Here is an 18,775-nt window from a genome sequence, read left to right as displayed (position 1 = left end):
ACATGGCCGAAAAATCCAAACAAGTGCTGCTGCAGGTCAAGAGCCTGAAGGTGGCTTACGGCGGCATCCAGGCCGTCAAGGGCGTGGATTTCGAGGTGCGCGAGGGCGAGCTGGTCACGCTGATCGGCTCCAACGGCGCCGGCAAGACCACCACCATGAAGGCCATCACGGGCACGCTGGGCATGAACGATGGCGACATCGAATACCTGGGCCAGAGCATCAAGGGCAAGGGTGCCTGGGACCTGGTCCGGCAGGGCCTGGTGATGGTGCCCGAAGGGCGCGGCGTGTTCGCGCGCATGACCATTACCGAGAACCTGCTCATGGGCGCCTACACGCGGGGCGACAAGGCTGGCATCCAGGCCGACATCGAGAAGATGTTCACCATCTTCCCGCGCCTGCGCGAGCGCAAGGACCAGCTGGCCGGCACCATGTCCGGCGGCGAGCAGCAGATGCTGGCCATGGGCCGCGCACTCATGAGCCAGCCCAAGGTGCTGTTGCTGGACGAGCCCTCCATGGGCCTGTCGCCCATCATGGTCGACAAGATCTTCGAGGTGGTGCGCGACGTGTACCAGCTCGGCGTGACCATCGTGCTGGTGGAGCAGAACGCCAGCCGCGCGCTGGCCATTGCCGACCGCGGCTATGTGATGGAGTCCGGCCTGATCACCATGACGGGCGCGGGGCAGGAGCTGCTCAGCGACCCGCGCGTGCGCGCCGCCTACCTGGGCGAGTGAGGCGCTGCTGCACCGCACTCCGGCCCGCCGCCACCTGCAGAAAGACACCGCCTTGGCGGTGTCTTGTCGTTGGGGTCAGGCAATGGGGCGCTTTCATATTGATAGCTGCTTGCGCTTGTCCATAGTGCGCTAGAGTGCGATTTGACTCATATTTCAAGTCCTCCATGCCGTGGAGGAGTCTTTGCGCGCCATGATGCACACCCTGCAATCCCTGCCCATTCCCCTGCAGACCGTCCTGCTGCTGGTGGCCAGCAATGTCTTCATGACCTTTGCCTGGTACGGCCACCTGAAGAACCTGGCCACGGCGCCCTGGTACGCGGCGGCGCTGGTGAGTTGGGGCATCGCGCTGTTCGAATACCTGCTGCAGGTGCCGGCCAACCGTATCGGCCACGCGCAGTTCAGCCTGGGCCAGCTCAAGATCCTGCAGGAGGTGATCACCCTGACCGTGTTCGTGCCCTTCGCGGTGTTCTACATGAACGAGCCGCTGAAGTGGGACTACCTCTGGGCAGGGCTGTGCCTGGTGGGGGCCGTGTACTTCATCTTTCGCAGCGCCTGAGCCGCGCGCTGCGGGGCGCTTATGCGTTGCTGCCTGGGTCCGGCTCCGCTTCCGGCTCTGCTGGCGCTGCGGGCTCCGTGGCCGCCACGACGGGATGGGACCACTGCCACAGCAGCTGGGCCACCTCGTCCACGCCCTGTTTCTTGAGTGCGGAGAACATCCGCACCTCGCCGCCACCGGCTTGCAGCCGCGTGATGGACAGCGCCTTGGCCTGCTCGGCGCGCGTGAGCTTGTCGGCCTTGGTGAGCAGCACCAGGAACTTGAGGCCCGCCTCCACGCGCGGGCGCACGGCATCGAGCAGCGCCTCGTCGAGCTCCGTCAGGCCCAGGCGCGGGTCGCACAGCAGCACGATGGCTGTGAGGCTTTCGCGGCTGATGAGGTAGTTGAGCATCACGCGCTGCCAGCGCAGCTTGTCGGTGCGCGAAACGGCCGCATAGCCGTAGCCGGGCAGGTCGGCCAGCACGGCGTCCATGACGCCCTGCCTGCCCAGCGCGAACAGGTTGATGTGCTGGGTGCGCCCCGGCTTCTTGGAGGCGAACGCCAGCTGGCGTTGCTGCGTGAGGGTGTTGATGCAGGTGGACTTGCCGGCGTTGGAGCGGCCGACGAAGGCGATCTCGGGCACGTCGATGGCGGGCAGGTGGTGCAGCTGCGCGGCCGTGGTCAGAAAGCGCGCGGTGTGCATCCACCCCAGGGCGACCTTGGCGTCGGGTGCCGGCGGCAGGGAGCCAGCAACTGGCGCATGTGATGTGGTCGTCATATATGGGTTTTCCAAGGGATCGTGCAAAACAGGTGCCATTGTAGAATCGCGGGGTTTTGCGCTCATAACACAAGATCCCCCGATATGAAGTTGCTTGCCTCCTTGCTGATGGCTGCCGCGCTGGCAGCACCCGCTCTCCCGGCCCTCGCAGCGGGTGAAACCCCGGCGCCGCAAAAGGCTGCAAAGCCCGATCTGGTGAAGGGCGAGGCCAGCTACGCAGCGGTGTGTGCCGCCTGCCACGCGGCCGACGGCAATTCCTCCATCGTCGCCAACCCCAAGCTGGCGCAGCAGCACCCCGAGTATCTGGTCAAGCAGCTGCAGGAATTCAAGTCCGGCAAGCGTGCCGACCCCGTGATGCAGGGCATGGCCGCGCTGCTCACCGAGGACGACATGCGCAACGTGTCCTGGTGGCTGGCCTCCAAGCAGGCCAAGGCCGGCTTCTCCAAGGACAAGGACCTCGTGGCCCTGGGTGAGCGCATCTACCGCGGCGGCATCCAGGACCGCAACATCGCCGCCTGCGCCGGTTGCCACAGCCCCAACGGCGCCGGCATTCCGGCCCAGTACCCGCGCCTGTCGGGCCAGCATGCCGACTACACGACCAAGCAGCTCGTGGATTTCCGCGACGGCAAGCGCGGCAACAACGCGCAGATGCGCGACGTGGCGGCCAAGCTCAATGACCGCGAAATCAAGGCGGTTTCCGACTACATCGCCGGCTTGCGTTGATTCACGTCAAATTCCCGGGGGTGCTCGGATGCACCCGCGGAACCTACCGCCGATAATCACACCCAAGACGGGCGGGCTCATCTGAACGGATGGCCCGCCCTTTTTTTCATTCGGGCCCTCGCGTTTCCATGTCTGACACCTCTCCCGGCCACAGCAGTGCACCACGCTCGCATGCCATGCGATCGGTGACCGAGTTGCTGGCGTCCATGCGCTTCGCCATCGCGCTGCTGACGGTGATCTGCATCGCGTCGGTCATCGGCACGGTGCTCAAGCAGCACGAGCCCGCCAACAACTACGTCAACCAGTTCGGGCCGTTCTGGGCCGACCTGTTCCTGGCCCTCAAGCTCAACGCCGTCTATAGCGCCTGGTGGTTCCTGCTGATCCTGGCCTTCCTGGTGGTGAGCACCTCGCTGTGCATCGCGCGCCACGCGCCCAAGTACCTGGCGGACCTGCGCACCTACAAGGAAAACATCCGCGAGAAGAGCCTGCAGGCCTTCCACCACAAGGCCAGCGCGACGCTTGCCGGAGAGGCGCCCGAGGCGGCCGCCCGGCGCATCGGCCAGCTGCTGGTTTCCGGCGGCTGGAAGGTGCGGCTGCAGCAGCGCCCCACGCCCGCGGGCGACGGTTGGATGGTGGCGGCCAAGGCCGGCGCGGCCAACAAGCTGGGCTACATTGCCGCGCACAGCGCCATCGTGCTGGTGTGTCTGGGCGGCCTGCTGGACGGCGACCTGATCGTGCGCGCGCAGATGTGGCTGGGCGGCAAGACGCCCTACACGGGCGGCGGGCTGATCTCCGACGTCAAGCCCGAGCACCGCCTGTCCGAGCGCAACCCCACGTTCCGCGGCAATCTGCTGGTGGCCGAGGGCACGCAGTCCAGCACGGCCATCCTGAGCCAGTCCGACGGCCTGCTGCTGCAGGAGCTGCCTTTCGCCATCGAGCTCAAGAAATTCATCGTGGAGCATTACTCCACGGGCATGCCCAAGCTGTTCGCCAGCGAGATCGTGATCCATGACAAGGCCACGGGCGAGGCCACGCCGGCGCGCGTGGAGGTGAACCACCCGGCCAGCTACCGTGGCATCGAGATCTACCAGTCCAGCTTCGACGATGGTGGCTCCGAGGTGCAGCTGCGCGCCCGCCCCATGGTGCCGGGTGTGGCTGCGTTCGACGTGCAGGGCGTGATCGGGGGCTCCACGCGCCTGGCCCACAGCGGCTCGGGCGAGGCGCTGACGCTGGAGTTCACGGGGCTGCGCGTGCTCAACGTGGAGAACTTCGGCGACACCGGGGCGAGCGGCTCGGGTGCCGATGTGCGCAAGGTGGATCTGCGCGAGTCCATCGAGTCGCGTCTGGGCGCGGGCAACAAGACCGTCACCAAGCGCGAACTGCGCAACGTGGGGCCCAGCATCACCTACAAGCTGCGCGACGCAGCCGGACAGGCGCGCGAATTCCACAACTTCATGCTGCCCGTGGACACGGGCGATGGCCAGCCCGTGTACCTGTTGGGCGTGCGCGAGACACCGGCCGACCCGTTCCGCTACCTGCGGGTGCCGGTGGACAGCGAGGGCGGCATGGACGGCTTCCTGCGCATGCGCCTGGCGTTGGCAGACCCCCAACTGCGGGAGCAGGCCGTGCGCCGCTATGCGGCCGTGGCCGTGGACGCATCGCGTCCCGAGCTGGCGGAGCAACTGGCGCAGTCTGCCGTGCGCGCCATCACCCTGTTCGCTGGCACGCTCGATGAGGAGGGGCGCCGGCACGGTGGCCTGCAGGCCATTTCGGACTTCATGGAAGCCAACGTGCCCGAGGCCGAGCGCGAGCGCGCGGGCGAGGTGCTGGTGCGCATTCTCAATGGCGCGCTGTTCGAGATTGCGCAGATCACGCGCGAGCGCGCGGGCCTGGCGCCGCTGCCGCAGGATGCCAAGACCCAGGCCTTCATGACCCAGGCCGTGCTCAGCTTGAGTGACGCGCAGGCCTATCCCGCCCCGATGGCCTTCGAGCTGCGCGATTTCAGGCAGGTGCAGGCCAGTGTCTTCCAGGTGGCGCGGGCCCCCGGCAAGAACGTGGTGTATCTGGGCTGCGCGCTGCTGATCGTGGGTATCTTTGCCATGCTGTATGTGCGCGAGCGCCGCGTGTGGGTCTGGCTGGCCCCCGAGGACGGCGGCGCACGCGCCACAATGGCGCTGTCCACCAACCGCAAGACGCTGGATGGCGACCGCGAGTTCGCGCAGCTCTCCACCAGACTGATAGGAACGCTCCCCCACGGAGGTACATCATGAACACGGCCACGACGACGCTCACCTTGAACGAGGGCTACTTCTCGCGCCGCAACTGGCTGGACTGGCTGTTTGCGTTGGTGGTGGTGGCGGGCGGCGTGTTTGCGCTGCAGCGCTACGCGAGTCACATGGATGTGTACGAGAAGGCCATCCTGCTCGGCTCCATTCCCAGCGCCATCTGGCTGGGCTGGTTCTGGCGGCCGCTGCGCGCCTTGATGCTGGTGGTCGCCGCCTGCTCGCTGCTGGCCATCGGCCTGTACCAGAACGACGGCGCGGGCGACCTGGCGCGGGCCGACACGGTTTTTGGCCTGAAGTACTTCCTGTCGAGCCAGTCGGCCATTCTGTGGATGAGCATGCTGTTCTTCATGAGCACGGCGTTCTACTGGATTGGCATGTTCTCGCGCGGCGAGGGCCAGACCATGATGCGCATCGGCTCGCGGATCGCCTGGGTGGCGGTGGCGCTGGCGCTCATCGGCACCATGGTGCGCTGGTACGAGAGCTACCAGATCGCACCCGATATCGGCCACATCCCGGTGAGCAACCTCTACGAGGTGTTCGTGATGTTCTGCTGGATGACGGCCGCGTTCTACCTGTACTACGAGGAGCAGTACCAGACGCGCGCGCTGGGCAGCTTCGTGATGCTGGTGGTCAGCGCGGCCGTGGGCTTTTTGCTGTGGTACACGGTGGTGCGCGAGGCGCATGAGATCCAGCCCCTGGTGCCGGCGCTCAAGAGCTGGTGGATGAAGCTCCATGTGCCGGCCAACTTCATCGGCTACGGCACCTTTGCGCTGGCGGCCATGGTGGCGTTTGCCTACCTGATCAAGCAGCAGGCCGCCGAGACGCGCTGGTGGAAGCTGGCGCCGCTGTGGCTGCTGGGCGTGGTGCTGTGCTTCGAACCCATCGTTTTCCGCCAGGGTGCCAGCGATGGCGGCAGCAGCTACTGGATGGTGTATTTCGGCATCTCGGCGCTGATCGTGGCCGGCATCCTGCTGGCGCGCCGGCGCATTGCCGAGCGCCTGCCGTCGTTCGAGATCCTGGACGATGTGATGTACAAGTCCATCGCCGTGGGCTTTGCCTTCTTCACCATCGCCACCGTGCTGGGTGCGCTGTGGGCGGCCGAGGCCTGGGGCGGCTACTGGAGCTGGGACCCCAAGGAGACCTGGGCGCTGATCGTCTGGCTCAACTATGCCGCCTGGCTGCACATGCGCCTCATGAAGGGGCTGCGCGGCACCATGTCCGCCTGGTGGGCCCTGGTGGGCCTGGCGGTCACCACCTTTGCCTTCCTGGGCGTGAACATGTTCCTGAGCGGACTGCACAGCTACGGAACGCTTTGATCCGCTGGGGAACCTTGGCGCCGCACGGCCAGTCTGTATAAGACAGACTGCGGCTGATGCGGCCGCCGGAGGTTCCCCATGCTGATCCACACACAAGAAACCGGGCTCGCCCGTCCGCGCGCGAGCGACATCACGCCGCGCGCGGTTTATGAAGAGCGGCGCGCGCTGCTGCGCCTGCTGGCGGGCGGCGCTGCCGGTGCGGCCCTGGCTTCCTGGGCCGGGCGCGAGGCCCTGGCACAGACGGTGCAACGCCCCGGCAAGCTGGCGGCCCTGCCGAGCATGCGCTCAGCCGTGGCGGGTGCGGTCACTATGGAAAAGCCCACCGACTACAAGGACGCCACGTCCTACAACAACTTCTACGAGTTCGGCACCGACAAGAGCGACCCCGCGCGCAATGCGCACACCCTCAAGACCCGACCCTGGACCGTGGAGGTGGAGGGGCTGGTCAACAAGCCGGGGCGCTTCGATATCGAGGAGCTGCTCAAGCTCAGCGCGCAGGAGGAACGCATCTACCGCCTGCGCTGCGTGGAAGGCTGGTCGATGGTGATCCCCTGGGTGGGCTACTCGCTGTCGGAGCTGATCAAGCGCGTGGAGCCGCAGGGCAGCGCCAAGTACGTCGAGTTCGTGACGCTGGCCGACAAGGCCACCATGCCCTACGTGGGTTCGCGCGTGTTGGACTGGCCCTATACCGAGGGCCTGCGCATGGACGAGGCCATGCACCCGCTCACGCTGCTCACCTTCGGCATGTATGGCGAAGTGCTGCCCAACCAGAACGGCGCGCCGGTGCGCATCGTCGTGCCCTGGAAATATGGCTTCAAGAGCGCCAAGAGCATCGTCAAGATCCGCTTCGTGGAGAAGGAGCCCGGCACGGCCTGGAACAAGGCGGCGCGCAACGAATACGGCTTCTACTCCAACGTGAACCCCGCCGTGGACCACCCCCGCTGGAGCCAGGCCACGGAGCGCCGCATCGGCGAGGACGGGCTGTTCGCCAAGAAGCGCAAGACCCTGCTCTTCAACGGCTACGAGGCCCAGGTGGGCCAGCTCTACGCGGGCATGGATCTCAAGAGGTTCTACTGATGACGGCCGCATCCTCCCGGCCCGGCGGCCGCGTGCCCACGCCAGGGGTGGCCGGCGCCGTGGGCCGGGCGCTGCTGCATCCGGCCGCCAAGCCTCTGCTGTTCGTGCTGTGTCTGCTGCCGCTGGCATGGCTGGTGTACGGGGCCGCCGCCGATCGCCTCGGTGCCAATCCGGCCGAGGCGCTGATCCGCTCCGCCGGCGACTGGACGCTGCGTCTGCTGTGCCTGACCCTGGCCGTGACCCCGCTGCGCCTGGGGCTGGGGTTGCCCGCGCTGGCGCGGTTCAGGCGCATGCTGGGGGTCTACACCTTCTTCTATGCGGCGCTGCACCTGCTGTGCTATGGCTGGTTCGACATGGGGCTGGACCTGGCGGAGATCACGCGGGACGTGGCCAAGCGGCCTTTCATCTTGGTGGGGTTCTGCGCCTTCGTGCTGCTGCTGGCACTGGCGGCCACCTCCTTCAACCGCGCCATCCGCTGGCTGGGCGCACGCCGCTGGCAGCGCCTGCACCGCAGCGTGTATCTGATCGCGGGCCTGGCCATCCTGCATTTCTTCTGGATGCGGGCCGGCAAGAACGACTTTGCCGAGGTGGCGGTCTATGGCGCCATCCTGGCGGCGCTGCTGCTGACACGGCTGGCGCTGCGCCGCCGCCGTGCCACGTAGGGTTGTTTGCTGTAATTTATATAGCTGTTGACGCTTGTTCGGTAAGCGCTGGAGCCTGATTTGACTCTAAATCAGGTGCCCACGGCCTGCAGCGGCGGGCGGACCTGGCGGCTGACGGGGTCGATGTGCGCCGAGGGAATCTGGTAGGCGCGATCATCGAACAGGTCGATGCCGCACATCAGGCTGTCGAGCCAGTTGAAGAAGTCGTTGATGGCCTTCTGCCCCATGATGGGCGCGCCGTGCTGGGGCACCAGCATGGCGATGTCGAGCTGGCGCACCATGCGCGTCCACAGGCGCAGGATCTTGTTGGAGACCATGTAGCGGCGGTGGAAGCCCTCCATGCGCGGGATGTGCGGGCCCAGGTCGGTCACGGGCACGCGGGCTTCGGCGCCCGAGGTCATGGATACGCCCAGGTCGCCTGTGAACAGGATGCGGCTGACGGGGTCGTAGAAGTGGAAGTTGCCCTCGGAGTGCATGAAGTGCGCGGGCAGCAGCACCAGTTCGTTGCGTCCCAGCGGCAGGTGGCCGCCGCCGTCGGGCACGCCGATGACGCGGTTCTCGGTCTTGCCGACCTTGGTGAAGTGGGGGGCAAAGCGCTCCCAGATGCGGGAGATGACCAGCGTGGCCTTGGTGCTGGTCATCCAGCGGTCGAGCGAGGCAATGATGTCGGGGTCGGCGTGCGAGGCGATCAGGTAGGACAGCTTGTGCGGCGGGAAATGCTTGGTCATTCCCATGAACAGCTCGTTGAAGGCCAGATTGCCGCCCGGATCGATGATGGCGCCGGTGTCCCCGTCCACGATCAGGAACTGGTTGGCCTGCACGGCCTGGCCATCTTCCTCGATGAGGTCCGAGAACATCAGGCAAGCGTGGTTCTTGTCGCGATAGAGTTCAAGAGGTTCCAGGGACATGCAGGCGGCTCCGCAATGACGATGAAGAAGGCGATAGTAGTTCGCAGAATATGGTTATTGCTTGATGGCCATCAAGGTTTGGCGATGGGCACGAGCTTTTCACTGCGGAAGATGTCGCTGACGCTCTCGCGGGCCCGGATGAGGTGCGCCTTGTCGCCGTCCACCAGCACCTCCGCGGGCCGGGGGCGGGTGTTGTAGGTGCTGCCCATGGAGCTGCAGTACGCGCCGGTCGACAGCACGGCCAGCAGGTCGCCCGCTTCGACGGCCAGACTGCGGTCGCGGCCGATCCAGTCGCCGCTCTCGCAGATGGGGCCGACCACGTCGTAGACCTGGGGCGAGCGTGCGGGGGTGGCCGCATCCAGCGGCACGATGGCGTGGAAGGCCTGGTACATCGCGGGGCGGGGCAGGTCGTTCATGGCGGCGTCGACGATGCAGAAGTTCTTTTGCTCGCCCGGCTTGACGTACAGCACCTCGGTCAGGCACACGCCGGCGTTGCCCACCAGGGAGCGGCCCGGCTCGATCATGAGCTGGCGGTCACCATAGCCGCGGGCGTCCAGCTTGGCCAGCAGCTTGGCCCACAGGGCATCGGCCGCGGGCGGGGTGTCGCCGTTGTAGTCGATGCCCAGGCCGCCGCCGAAGTCGATGTGGTGGATGGCAATGCCGGCGGCCTCGATGGCCTGCACCAGGTCCAGCATGCGGTCCATGGCGTCGAGGTAGGGCGTCTCCTCGGTGATCTGCGAGCCGATGTGGCAGTCGATGCCGATCACGCGCAGGCCCGGGAGGGCGGCAGCCCGTTGGTAGGTGGCCACGGTGCGTTCATGGGCGATGCCGAACTTGTTGCCCTTGAGGCCCGTGGAGATGTAGGGGTGGGTCTTGGCGTCCACGTTCGGGTTCACGCGGATGCTCACCGGCGCGCGCAGGCCCATGGCCACCGCCACTTCGCTCAGCACCTCCAGCTCGGCCTCGCTCTCCACGTTGAAGCAGCCAATGCCGATTTCGAGGGCCTGGCGCATCTCGGCGCGCGTCTTGCCGACGCCGGAGAAGATGACCTTGGCCGGGTCGCCGCCGGCGGCGATCACGCGCTGCAGCTCGCCGCTGGAAACGATGTCGAATCCGCAGCCGTGGCGAGCAAACAGCTGCAGCACGGCCAGCGACGAATTGGCCTTCATGGCGTAGCAGATCTGCACCTTGCGCCCGGCAAGGCCGCGCTGGTAGGCCGCCAGGGCCTGCAGCATGGCCGCCTGGGAATAGACATACAGGGGGGTGCCATGCTCGCGTGCCAGATCCGACAAGCGCTGGTTTTCCAGGTGAAGGGCTTGGTCGCGGTAGTGGACGTGAGGGTGGCCGGGCAGAACGGAAGAGGTCATTGGGCGGAAGGCGATGCGGAAGCGGGAGGGGATGCGGCGGGGGCCGATGGACGCGAAACGGTGGGATTGAGTGTTTCAGGCAGTGTGGCGCGCTGCGCCGCCGCGGGGTCTGTAGGCAGGAACAGCGGGCCGCGCTGGCCGCAGCCAGCCAAGGCCGCCGCGCTCACAGCAAGGGCAATCGTCCTGACTAGAATTTGGCGAGCTCTCAACATACGCAAATTGTAATGACCGACCTTGAATTCATGGACCGTGCCGAGAAACTCCTGTTGGCCGTGGAGCAAAGCTGCGACCGCATCAGCGAGGAGACCGAGGCCGATCTGGACAGCCAGCGCACGGGGGGCATGGTCACCATCACCTTCCGCAACAGCAGTCAGATCGTCATCAATCTGCAGAAGCCGCTGCATGAAGTCTGGATGGCCGCCCGGTCCGGCGGCTATCACTACCGCTTCGATGGTGCGCGCTGGATCGACACGAAGGGCGCGGGTGAATTCTTTGCCGACTTGAGCCGCGACGCCAGCCTGCAGTCAGGCGAGACCCTGCTGTTCACGGCCTGACATACCGGCCGGCCATGGCTGGCCCGGGCAGAGATGCCGGGCCACGTGTGCTCCGCACGGCGTGGCGCTTGCCTGAGCCTGTACCCCGCGTTGCGAATCAGTTGCGGAAAAGGTCGAGGATGCGGCTGCGCTCCTCGGCCGGGGGCGGTGCGCTGGGGGGCGCAGTTCCCGGGAGGGGGGCTTGCTGCTCCATGCCCACGCTGGCAACGCCCGCATTGCGCGCATATTCCTCGTAGAACCATTCTCCGCTCACGTTGACCACGCCGGCGGGCACCGTGGGCTCTGCCACGGGCACCCCCTTGAGTGCCTTTTCCATGAAGCTGACCCAGATGGGCAGGCTCAGGCCACCACCGGTTTCGCGGCTGCCGAGATTGCGCGGTGTGTCGTAACCGATCCAGGTAACGGCCGCCAGGGTGGGCTGGAAGCCCGCAAACCATGCGTCCACCGCATCGTTGGTGGTCCCGGTCTTGCCATAGATGTCCGGACGCTTGAGCGAGGCCTGCGCGCGTGCCGCCGTGCCCGTCCGCGTGACCTCCTGCAGCAGGCTGTCCATGACAAAGGCATTGCGTGCATCAATCGCCCGGGGGTTGTCGGCGGTTGCCGGCGGCTGGAAATCGGAAAGGATGCGGCCCTTGTGGTCGGTGACCCGCGTAATCAGGTAGGGGTTGACGCGATAGCCACCGTTGGCAAACACGGAATAGCCGGTCACGAGCTGCATGGGCGTGACGGATCCCGCGCCCAGGGCCATGGTCAGGTACGGAGGGTGCTTGTCTGCATCGAACCCGAACCGGCTCACCCAGTCCTGGGCCGTCTTCGGGCCGACGGCCTGCAGTACGCGGATCGAAACCACGTTCTTGGAACGCGCCAGTCCGGTGCGCATGGTCATGGGGCCGTCGTACTTGCTGTCGTAGTTTTTCGGCTCCCAGGGCTGCCCCCCCGTCACCCCTGCGCTGAAGAACAGCGGTGCGTCATTGATGACCGTGGCAGGCGTGAATCCCTTTTCGAGCGCGGCAGAGTAAATGAATGGCTTGAAGGCCGATCCCGGCTGTCGCCACGCCTGGGTGACGTGGTTGAACTTGTTCTTGTCGAAGTCGAAGCCCCCCACCAAGGCGCGGATGGCGCCGGAGCGAGGGTTGATTGCCACGAAGGCGCCCTCTACTTCGGGCAGTTGGGTGATTTCCCAGGTTTTCTTGGGCGTCTGCACGATTCGGATCACCGCACCTCGGCGAAGCTTGATGTTGGGCGGGGCCTTGTCACTGAGGCCTGATTGGACGGGCTTGAGACCTTCCCCAGTGATTTCGATGGGCTCGCCGTCGGCGCGTGCGACCAGAACCCGCTTGGCGTTGACCTCCAGCACTACGGCTGCCAGCACGTTGCCGTTGTCGGGGTGGTTTGCGAGCACATCGTCAATGGCGTCCTCTGCCTCGGATGCGGCGGTGGGCAGCGCGATAAAGCGCTCTGGGCCGCGATAGTGCTGGCGACGCTCGTAGTCCATGATGCCCTTGCGCAGAGCGGTATAGGCCGTTTCCTGCTCGCCCGCGTTGAGGGTCGTGTACACGTTCAGTCCGCGGGTGTAGGCCTCGGCGCCGTACTGGGCGAAGATGAGTTGGCGCGCCATTTCCGCAACGTACTCTGCATGAATGCGTGTGCTGTCGGTAGGCGAACGCAGCTTGAGGTCTTCCTGCTTGGCCGCCATGGCCTCTTCTGCCGTGATGAATCCGTTCTCCTGCATCCGGTCGATGATGTAAAGCTGCCGGATGCGTGCGCGCTTGGGGTTGCTGATGGGGTTGTAGGCCGAAGGTGCCTTGGGCAGTCCGGCGAGCATGGCGGCCTCGGCGATGGAAAGGGCCTTCAGGGGCTTGCCGAAATAAGTCTCTGCAGCAGCTGCAAATCCGTACGAACGATTCCCCAGATAAATCTGGTTCATATAAATTTCGAGAATCTGGTTTTTTGTGAGCAGATGCTCTAATTTAAATGTTAGTAATATTTCGTAAATCTTTCTTGTAAATGTTTTCTCTGACGAGAGGTAAACATTGCGCGCGACCTGCATGGTGATGGTGGATGCGCCCTGGCTTTTCACACGCCCCAAATTGGCCAAGGCGGCGCGCAAGACACCCTTGTAATCCACGCCTCCATGCTGGAAGAAGCGGGCATCCTCAATCGCCAGAACCGCGTTGGTCATCACGGCAGGAATGTCCTGGATGGGGGTGAGGTTGCGGCGCTCCTCGCCGAACTCTCCCAGCAAGGCACCTTCGGTGGAGTACACACGCAGGGGGAGCTTCGGCCGATAGTCGGCCAGCTCGGAGATGTCCGGCAAGTTGGGGTAGGCAACGGCCAGACCTAGCCCTATGGCGAAGGCGCCCGCGAGCGCACCTGCCGCGCCGATGCCCAAGATCCAGGCGCTCCCCCGCAGGAGCCAGCGTACCCAGCGAGGCGTATGGGACGGCGAAGAAGTAGGAGGGGCTTTGTCTTGGGGATGTGGCATAAGGCGTAATCGGCAGGCAACTTGCCATTATAAAAATCCGAGGCGTGCGTTCCGGTTTCGGCGTGCGGAATCGGTGGTGCAGGCACGCCGGAAATCGTCCCGGAAATGTCTCTGAGGCAGCCGGAAAATCGTCTGCTTTTGACAACGCCTCAGATGTGACGATGGCGTAAAACTCTTTGCTGGTGAAGGACCTTACTGATAGCATTCATGTGAAGTGTTAAGTTTTGTTGCGTCATATAGATAAGTTACGGGGGGCACCTTGATCTCAATGGGGTCGTTGTTCAGTCGCCAATCGGCCCCATTGCTGGGGATCGATATCAGCTCTTCCAGTGTCAAGCTGGTCGAGTTGGGGCGCGATAAGGGAGGAGCTCTGGTTCTCGAGTGTTGCGCGATCGAGCAGCTGGAGCGTGGATGGATCACGGATGGCAACATCGAAAAGTTCGATGAGGTTGCCGAGGCGCTGCGTCGGGTGGTCAAGAAGAGTGGCACCAAGACGAGGAATGTTGCGCTGGCTCTGCCTCCGTCAGCGGTGATCACCAAACGGATCGCCTTGCCTGACGGCATGACCGAGCAGGAGCTCGAGGTGCAGGTCGAGTCCGAAGCCAATCAGTACATCCCCTTTTCTTTGGATGAGGTGAGTCTGGATTTTTGCGTCGTGGGTCCCAGCAAGAGTGCGCCTGGCGATGTGGATGTGCTGATTGCGGCTTCGCGCAAGGAGAAGGTGCAGGACCGCCAGGGGCTGGCGGAGGCGGCTGGCCTGAAGCCGGTCATCGTCGACATCGAATCTCATGCCGCGCGCCTGGCGGCGGGGCGACTCATTGAGGCTTTGCCGAACAATGGCGTGGATGCTGTGGTCGCATTGTTCGAGGTGGGGGCACTGACCACCAGCATGCAGGTCATTCGAAACGAAGAAGTTCTTTACGAGCGTGACCAGGCCTTTGGTGGTGCCCAGTTGACGCAGCTGATCGTGCGCCAGTACGGCTTTTCCCAGGAGGAGGCGGAGAGCAAAAAGCGCAATGGGGACCTTCCGGAGGACTACCAGTCGGCAGTGCTGCGTCCTTTCGTGGACAGCATGGCGCAAGAGCTTGGCCGTGCTCTGCAGTTCTTCTTCACCAGCACGCCATACAACCGTGTTGACCACATCATGCTGGCCGGCGGTTCGGCGCCGCTGCCCGGCCTGACGGAGGCGGTTGTTCAGACTACCGGTTTTGCGTGCAGCGTCATCAATCCCTTTGAGGGGATGGAGGTCGGCAGTGGGGTTCGCCTCAAGAAGATGGTGCGCGAGGCGCCGTCCTACCTGACTTCCTGCGGACTGGCGATGCGGAGGTTCTTGCAGTGATTCTCATCAACCTGCTCCCGCACCGGGAGGCCGCTCGCAAACGCAGGCGGGAAACATTCCAGGCAGTCATGTTGGCTTCGGCGTTGGTGGGACTGGCCATTGCCGCCGTCATCTATTGGTGGTTCCAAATGATGATTGCCGATCAGCAGGACCGGAATAATTATCTGCGAGGCGAGATCAAGGTCCTGGAAGGTCAGATCAAGGAAATCGCCACGATTGAAGAGGAGATCGCCGCATTGCAGGCCCGCCAGAAGGCGGTAGAGGACCTGCAGTCGGACCGCAATCTGCCTGTGCACATGTTGAACGAGCTGGTAATGCAATTGCCGGATGGTGTGTATGTGACCAGTCTCAAGCAAGTGGATCAGGTCGTGACCATGCAGGGTATGGCGCAATCGAATGAGCGGGTGTCTGAAATGCTGCGCAACTTGGCCAGTAACACTCCGTGGTTCTCTAAGCCGGAACTGGTCGAAATTGTTGCTGCCAATGTCGCGCTGACCCCTAAGGACCAGCGCCGTGTGGCGTCCTTTAATTTGCGCTTCCGATTGGTGCGCAGCTCTGATGCCCAAAAGGCAATGGATGCTGCGAGCGGCGCGACTGCGGGGAAATAGGCATGGCAGAGAAAAAAGAGCCGAAGTTCGATTTCGCCAAGCTGCAGGGAGATTTGCAGCGTCAGTTTCAGAATCTGGATCCTAAGGATCCGTCCCTATGGCCCAGCCTGCCTCGTGCGCTGTTGTGCATTTTCATTGCCGCTGGCGTTGCCACTTTCCTGTGGTTCTTCAAGCTGACGGATTTTGAAGCGGAGCTTGCCGCAGAGCAGGCCACCGAGCAGACGCTGCGTGCTGATTACCAGAAGAAGTTGGTGAAGGCAGTCAGCCTGGATGCACTCAAGAAGCAGCGAGAGCAGATTCAGCAGTATGTGATTCAGCTGGAGAAGCAACTGCCGAGCAAGGCAGAAATGTCGGCCCTGCTTTCTGATATCAATCAGGCGGGCCTGGGTCGCAGCTTGCAGTTCGAGTTGTTCCGTCCTGGGCAAATCGTTGTGAAGGATTACTACGCGGAGTTGCCGATATCGATTCGCGTGATCGGTAAGTATCACGATGTGGGCTCTTTTGCCTCAGATGTGGCAAATCTTTCCCGTATCGTTACTCTGAATAACTTGTCGGTGGCGCCATCTACCAAGGATTCCACAGGGAACTTGACAATGGAGGCGACCGCGAGAACCTTCCGTTATCTTGATCCAGAGGAAATCCAAGCGCAAAAGGCTGCGGCGAAAGGGGTGAAAAAGAAATGATTCGCCTAGGTGAAAAGACGGCCATTTTGCTGGCCGCACTCGTCCTGTCGGGGTGTGGCCCAAGCGGGGAGGATGAGCTTCGGCAGTGGATGGCGGAGCTGCGCACTACCACCAAGCCCCGTGTGACGCCCTTGTCGGAGCCCAAGCAGTTTCTGCCTCAGGATTACATAGCGGAAAGTGGTGTGGATCCTTTCAACTCCATGAAATTGACGCAGGCATTGAGGCGTGAATCATCGGAGTCTGCGGCCAATGCCTCACTGATCGCGCCAGAGATGGCGAGGCGAAAGGAGCCTTTGGAGGCCTATCCGCTGGATGCAGTCAAGATGGTTGGAAGCTTGAATAAGACGGGAACCCCTACGGCTCTGGTGAGTGTCGACAAGCTGTTGTACCAAGTGAAAGTTGGTAACTATCTTGGACAGAACTACGGGAAGATCACCAGTATTTCAGAAACAAATATGCGCTTGCGGGAGATTGTTCAAGACCCAACGGGTGACTGGGTGGAGCGCGTGACAACATTGGATCTGCAAGAGGGAACAGAGGTGAAGAAATGATTCGACAGGAAACTCGTTTGAGCCGGCATCTATGGATGGCTGGCGCTGCAATCTTGGCAGCACTGGGCGCTACGGTATCGCACGCACGGGGTTCTATTGAGTCCATTTCTGGGTTCTTGCAAGGCGGGGCTGAGGTCTTGCGCATTGAGTTTTCGGAACCGCAGGCTGATATTCCTACTGGGTTTTCCATTCAAAGCCCGGCGCGCATTGCTTTGGACTTCCCTGGAGTGGGCAACGCCACGGGGCGTTCACTCATCGATATTAACCAGGGTAATGTAAAGTCGGCCAACATTGTTCACGCGGGAGAGCGGTCCCGTGTTGTGCTGAATCTGAAGCAGCCAACGTCCTATCGGGCGGAGTTGCAGGGGAAAGCCGTGGTGGTTTTGCTGGATGCAGTTGCTGGCGGGGCCAATATTCCCAAGGCACAGCCTGGGGCCTTTTCAGAAAGCCAGAATGCGGATGTGCTGCCACTGAAGGATCTGGATTTTCGCCGTGGTGCGGATGGTGCGGGTCGTATCGTCATTGGCTTGGCGAGCAATCAGGTGGGTGTAGACCTGCAGCAACAAGGCAAGGGACTGGTTGTCGACTTCCTGCGCTCTTCGCTACCGGAGGGCTTGCGCAGGAGGCTGGACGTGTCTGATTTCGGTACGCCGGTTCAGACTATCACTGCGACTCAGCAGGGTGAGCGTGTTCGCCTGACGATAGACCCTGTTGGGGAGTGGGAGCATAGTGCTTATCAAAGCGACAACCAGTTCGTCGTGGAGGTCCGTCCTAAGAAGGTCGATCTGACAAAGCTGACGCAGGGGCCTAATTATTCTGGTGAAAAGCTGTCTCTGAATTTTCAGAACATCGAGGTTCGGTCGCTGTTGCAGGTCATTGCCGATTTCACCAATTTCAATATCGTCACGTCGGATACCGTGACCGGTGCTCTGACGCTGCGACTCAAGGATGTACCTTGGGACCAGGCGCTACAGATCATCATGGATGCCAAGGGGCTTGGCATGCGCAAGTCAGGTACCGTTCTTTGGATTGCGCCAAAGGATGAAATTGATGAGCGGATCAAGAAGGACTATGAGGCGGCGTTGGCCATCCAGAAACTCGAGCCACTGCGCACGCAAGCCTATCAGCTGAACTATGCAAAGGCTGCTGATATGGTCGTGCAACTGTCCACCAGCTCTTCTGGCGGCGGTAGCGGCTCCGGTCAATCGACCCGATTCTTGTCGGAGCGGGGGAGTGCACTAGCCGAACCGCGCACCAACCAGCTGTTTGTTACTGATACTCCGGGCAAGTTGGAAGAGGTGCGGCAACTGTTGCTGACGCTGGATGTGCCGGTGCGTCAGGTCATGATTGAAGCGCGTATCGTCGAGGCTCGGGATACCTTTGGTCGCTCTTTGGGCGTCAAACTGGGTGGAGGGGATCTGCGAGCAAATCGAGGGGGGGATGGTGGTTATAGTCTTGGCGGGGGTAATCGCGTCGCCCTGGGTACCAATTACGAAAACGCCACCAACTCAACGGGCTTCGGCGGCAATGTGAATGTAGGTGGGAATTTCGTTAATTTGCCCGCATCGCTCTCGAATACGCCAGCCTTTGGATCGTTTGCCTTGTCGATTTTTAATTCGGCTGCGAATCGTTTCTTGACATTGGAGCTTTCGGCGATGGAGGCCGACGGTCAGGGAAAAATTGTCTCCAGCCCGCGCTTGATAACGGCTGACCAGACAAAGGCATTGATTGAACAAGGCACGGAGTATCCTTATTCGGTGACGGCCCCCAACGGAGCTACGACAATTGCCTTCAAGAAGGCAGTGCTCAAGCTGGAGGTGACACCTCAAATCACGCCGGAAGGCAATATCATCTTGGATTTGGATGTGAACAAGGACAGCCGCGGCGAGAGCACGACCCAGGGTGTGGCCATTGATACCAAGCACATAAAAACTCAGGTCCTAGTGGAGAACGGTGGTACTGTGGTGATAGGTGGCATCTTTGAAATGGAAGAAACCAACCAGGAAAACAAGATACCTTTGCTGGGTGATGTGCCGGTGGTTGGGAATCTTTTCAAGAACAGGACCAAGGAATCCTCTAAGCGGGAAATGCTTGTGTTCATTACTCCCAAGGTGATTACAGATCGCGGGCCGGTTCGTTGATTTGAATGGGGCGAGGGGTTGCTGTGTGCGGC

Annotated in this window: 18 protein-coding genes; 13 read left to right on the top strand and 5 right to left on the bottom strand. The window is 62.8% G+C overall.

Annotated features, from left to right (window positions below; genetic code table 11):
• The first annotated feature begins 2 nt into the window (after window positions 1-2).
• Window positions 3-731, top strand: a complete 729-nt coding sequence (locus BP68_RS09455) for an ABC transporter ATP-binding protein (RefSeq protein WP_496370985.1) — start codon at window positions 3-5, stop codon at window positions 729-731.
• A 193-nt stretch (window positions 732-924) separates the two neighbouring features.
• Window positions 925-1,287 (top strand): DMT family protein, encoded by a 363-nt coding sequence (locus BP68_RS09450; RefSeq protein WP_496371083.1) that lies wholly within the window; start codon window positions 925-927, stop codon window positions 1,285-1,287.
• 19 nt (window positions 1,288-1,306) lie between these two features.
• On the opposite strand, the gene yihA is transcribed toward BP68_RS09450, so the two are convergent.
• Window positions 1,307-2,044, bottom strand: a complete 738-nt coding sequence (gene yihA / locus BP68_RS09445; protein ID WP_496370983.1) for a ribosome biogenesis GTP-binding protein YihA/YsxC — start codon at window positions 2,042-2,044, stop codon at window positions 1,307-1,309.
• A gap of 84 nt (window positions 2,045-2,128) precedes the next feature.
• Between yihA and BP68_RS09440 the strand changes: the two genes are divergently transcribed.
• The 5 genes from BP68_RS09440 (at window position 2,129) to msrQ (ending at window position 8,107) form a co-directional block, all read left to right on the top strand.
• Complete coding sequence (locus BP68_RS09440; RefSeq protein ID WP_496370981.1) at window positions 2,129-2,767, top strand: c-type cytochrome; 639 nt, start codon at window positions 2,129-2,131, stop codon at window positions 2,765-2,767.
• Window positions 2,768-2,895: 128 nt separating this feature from the next.
• Window positions 2,896-5,037: a cytochrome c biogenesis protein ResB gene (locus BP68_RS09435; protein WP_496370979.1), complete on the top strand. Its 2,142-nt coding sequence runs from the start codon at window positions 2,896-2,898 to the stop codon at window positions 5,035-5,037.
• Window positions 5,034-6,368 (top strand): c-type cytochrome biogenesis protein CcsB, encoded by a 1,335-nt coding sequence (gene ccsB, locus BP68_RS09430; RefSeq protein WP_496370977.1) that lies wholly within the window; start codon window positions 5,034-5,036, stop codon window positions 6,366-6,368. Before BP68_RS09435 ends, ccsB begins: the two co-directional genes overlap by 4 nt.
• Window positions 6,369-6,446: 78 nt before the next feature.
• A complete protein-coding gene (gene msrP, locus BP68_RS09425; RefSeq protein ID WP_496370975.1) occupies window positions 6,447-7,445 on the top strand; it encodes a protein-methionine-sulfoxide reductase catalytic subunit MsrP in 999 nt (332 codons plus the stop codon).
• Entirely contained in the window at window positions 7,445-8,107 is a 663-nt protein-coding gene (gene msrQ, locus BP68_RS09420; protein ID WP_496370973.1) for a protein-methionine-sulfoxide reductase heme-binding subunit MsrQ, read from the top strand. The genes msrP and msrQ overlap by 1 nt, the downstream gene beginning before the upstream one ends.
• Before the next feature lie 71 nt (window positions 8,108-8,178).
• Here msrQ and BP68_RS09415 read toward each other — a convergent pair whose 3' ends face one another.
• The 3 genes from BP68_RS09415 to lptM all read right to left on the bottom strand — a co-directional run bounded on the left by BP68_RS09415 (window position 8,179) and on the right by lptM (window position 10,594).
• Complete coding sequence (locus BP68_RS09415) at window positions 8,179-9,015, bottom strand: oxygen-binding di-iron domain-containing protein (RefSeq protein WP_496370971.1); 837 nt, start codon at window positions 9,013-9,015, stop codon at window positions 8,179-8,181.
• A 71-nt stretch (window positions 9,016-9,086) separates the two neighbouring features.
• Window positions 9,087-10,382 (bottom strand): diaminopimelate decarboxylase, encoded by a 1,296-nt coding sequence (gene lysA / locus BP68_RS09410; RefSeq protein ID WP_496370969.1) that lies wholly within the window; start codon window positions 10,380-10,382, stop codon window positions 9,087-9,089.
• Window positions 10,379-10,594: an LPS translocon maturation chaperone LptM gene (gene lptM, locus BP68_RS09405; protein WP_496370967.1), complete on the bottom strand. Its 216-nt coding sequence runs from the start codon at window positions 10,592-10,594 to the stop codon at window positions 10,379-10,381. The genes lysA and lptM overlap by 4 nt, the downstream gene beginning before the upstream one ends.
• A 12-nt stretch (window positions 10,595-10,606) precedes the next feature.
• Between lptM and cyaY the strand changes: the two genes are divergently transcribed.
• On the top strand, window positions 10,607-10,936 hold the full coding sequence (gene cyaY / locus BP68_RS09400; protein WP_496370965.1) for an iron donor protein CyaY: 330 nt from the start codon (window positions 10,607-10,609) through the stop codon (window positions 10,934-10,936).
• A gap of 97 nt (window positions 10,937-11,033) precedes the next feature.
• Here cyaY and BP68_RS09395 read toward each other — a convergent pair whose 3' ends face one another.
• Window positions 11,034-13,421, bottom strand: a complete 2,388-nt coding sequence (locus BP68_RS09395) for a penicillin-binding protein 1A (protein ID WP_496370963.1) — start codon at window positions 13,419-13,421, stop codon at window positions 11,034-11,036.
• Between the two features lie 268 nt (window positions 13,422-13,689).
• Between BP68_RS09395 and BP68_RS09390 the strand changes: the two genes are divergently transcribed.
• The 5 genes from BP68_RS09390 to BP68_RS09370 are packed head-to-tail and all read left to right on the top strand — an operon-like array spanning window position 13,690 to window position 18,743.
• Window positions 13,690-14,760, top strand: coding sequence for a pilus assembly protein PilM (locus tag BP68_RS09390; protein WP_496370961.1), 1,071 nt, complete (start codon window positions 13,690-13,692; stop codon window positions 14,758-14,760).
• Window positions 14,757-15,368 (top strand): PilN domain-containing protein, encoded by a 612-nt coding sequence (locus BP68_RS09385; RefSeq protein WP_496370959.1) that lies wholly within the window; start codon window positions 14,757-14,759, stop codon window positions 15,366-15,368. The genes BP68_RS09390 and BP68_RS09385 overlap by 4 nt, the downstream gene beginning before the upstream one ends.
• Before the next feature lie 2 nt (window positions 15,369-15,370).
• A complete protein-coding gene (locus BP68_RS09380; RefSeq protein ID WP_496370957.1) occupies window positions 15,371-16,051 on the top strand; it encodes a type IV pilus inner membrane component PilO in 681 nt (226 codons plus the stop codon).
• On the top strand, window positions 16,048-16,602 hold the full coding sequence (locus BP68_RS09375) for a pilus assembly protein PilP (RefSeq protein WP_496370955.1): 555 nt from the start codon (window positions 16,048-16,050) through the stop codon (window positions 16,600-16,602). Before BP68_RS09380 ends, BP68_RS09375 begins: the two co-directional genes overlap by 4 nt.
• Window positions 16,599-18,743 carry a type IV pilus secretin PilQ gene (locus tag BP68_RS09370; RefSeq protein WP_496370953.1) on the top strand — a complete coding sequence of 715 codons (2,145 nt, stop codon included), beginning with the start codon at window positions 16,599-16,601 and terminating at the stop codon, window positions 18,741-18,743. Before BP68_RS09375 ends, BP68_RS09370 begins: the two co-directional genes overlap by 4 nt.
• Window positions 18,744-18,775: the final 32 nt, after the last annotated feature.

The sequence above is a fragment of the Diaphorobacter oryzae DSM 22780 genome (assembly GCF_059568935.1).
This window is presented reverse-complemented; position numbering and strand designations above follow the sequence as displayed.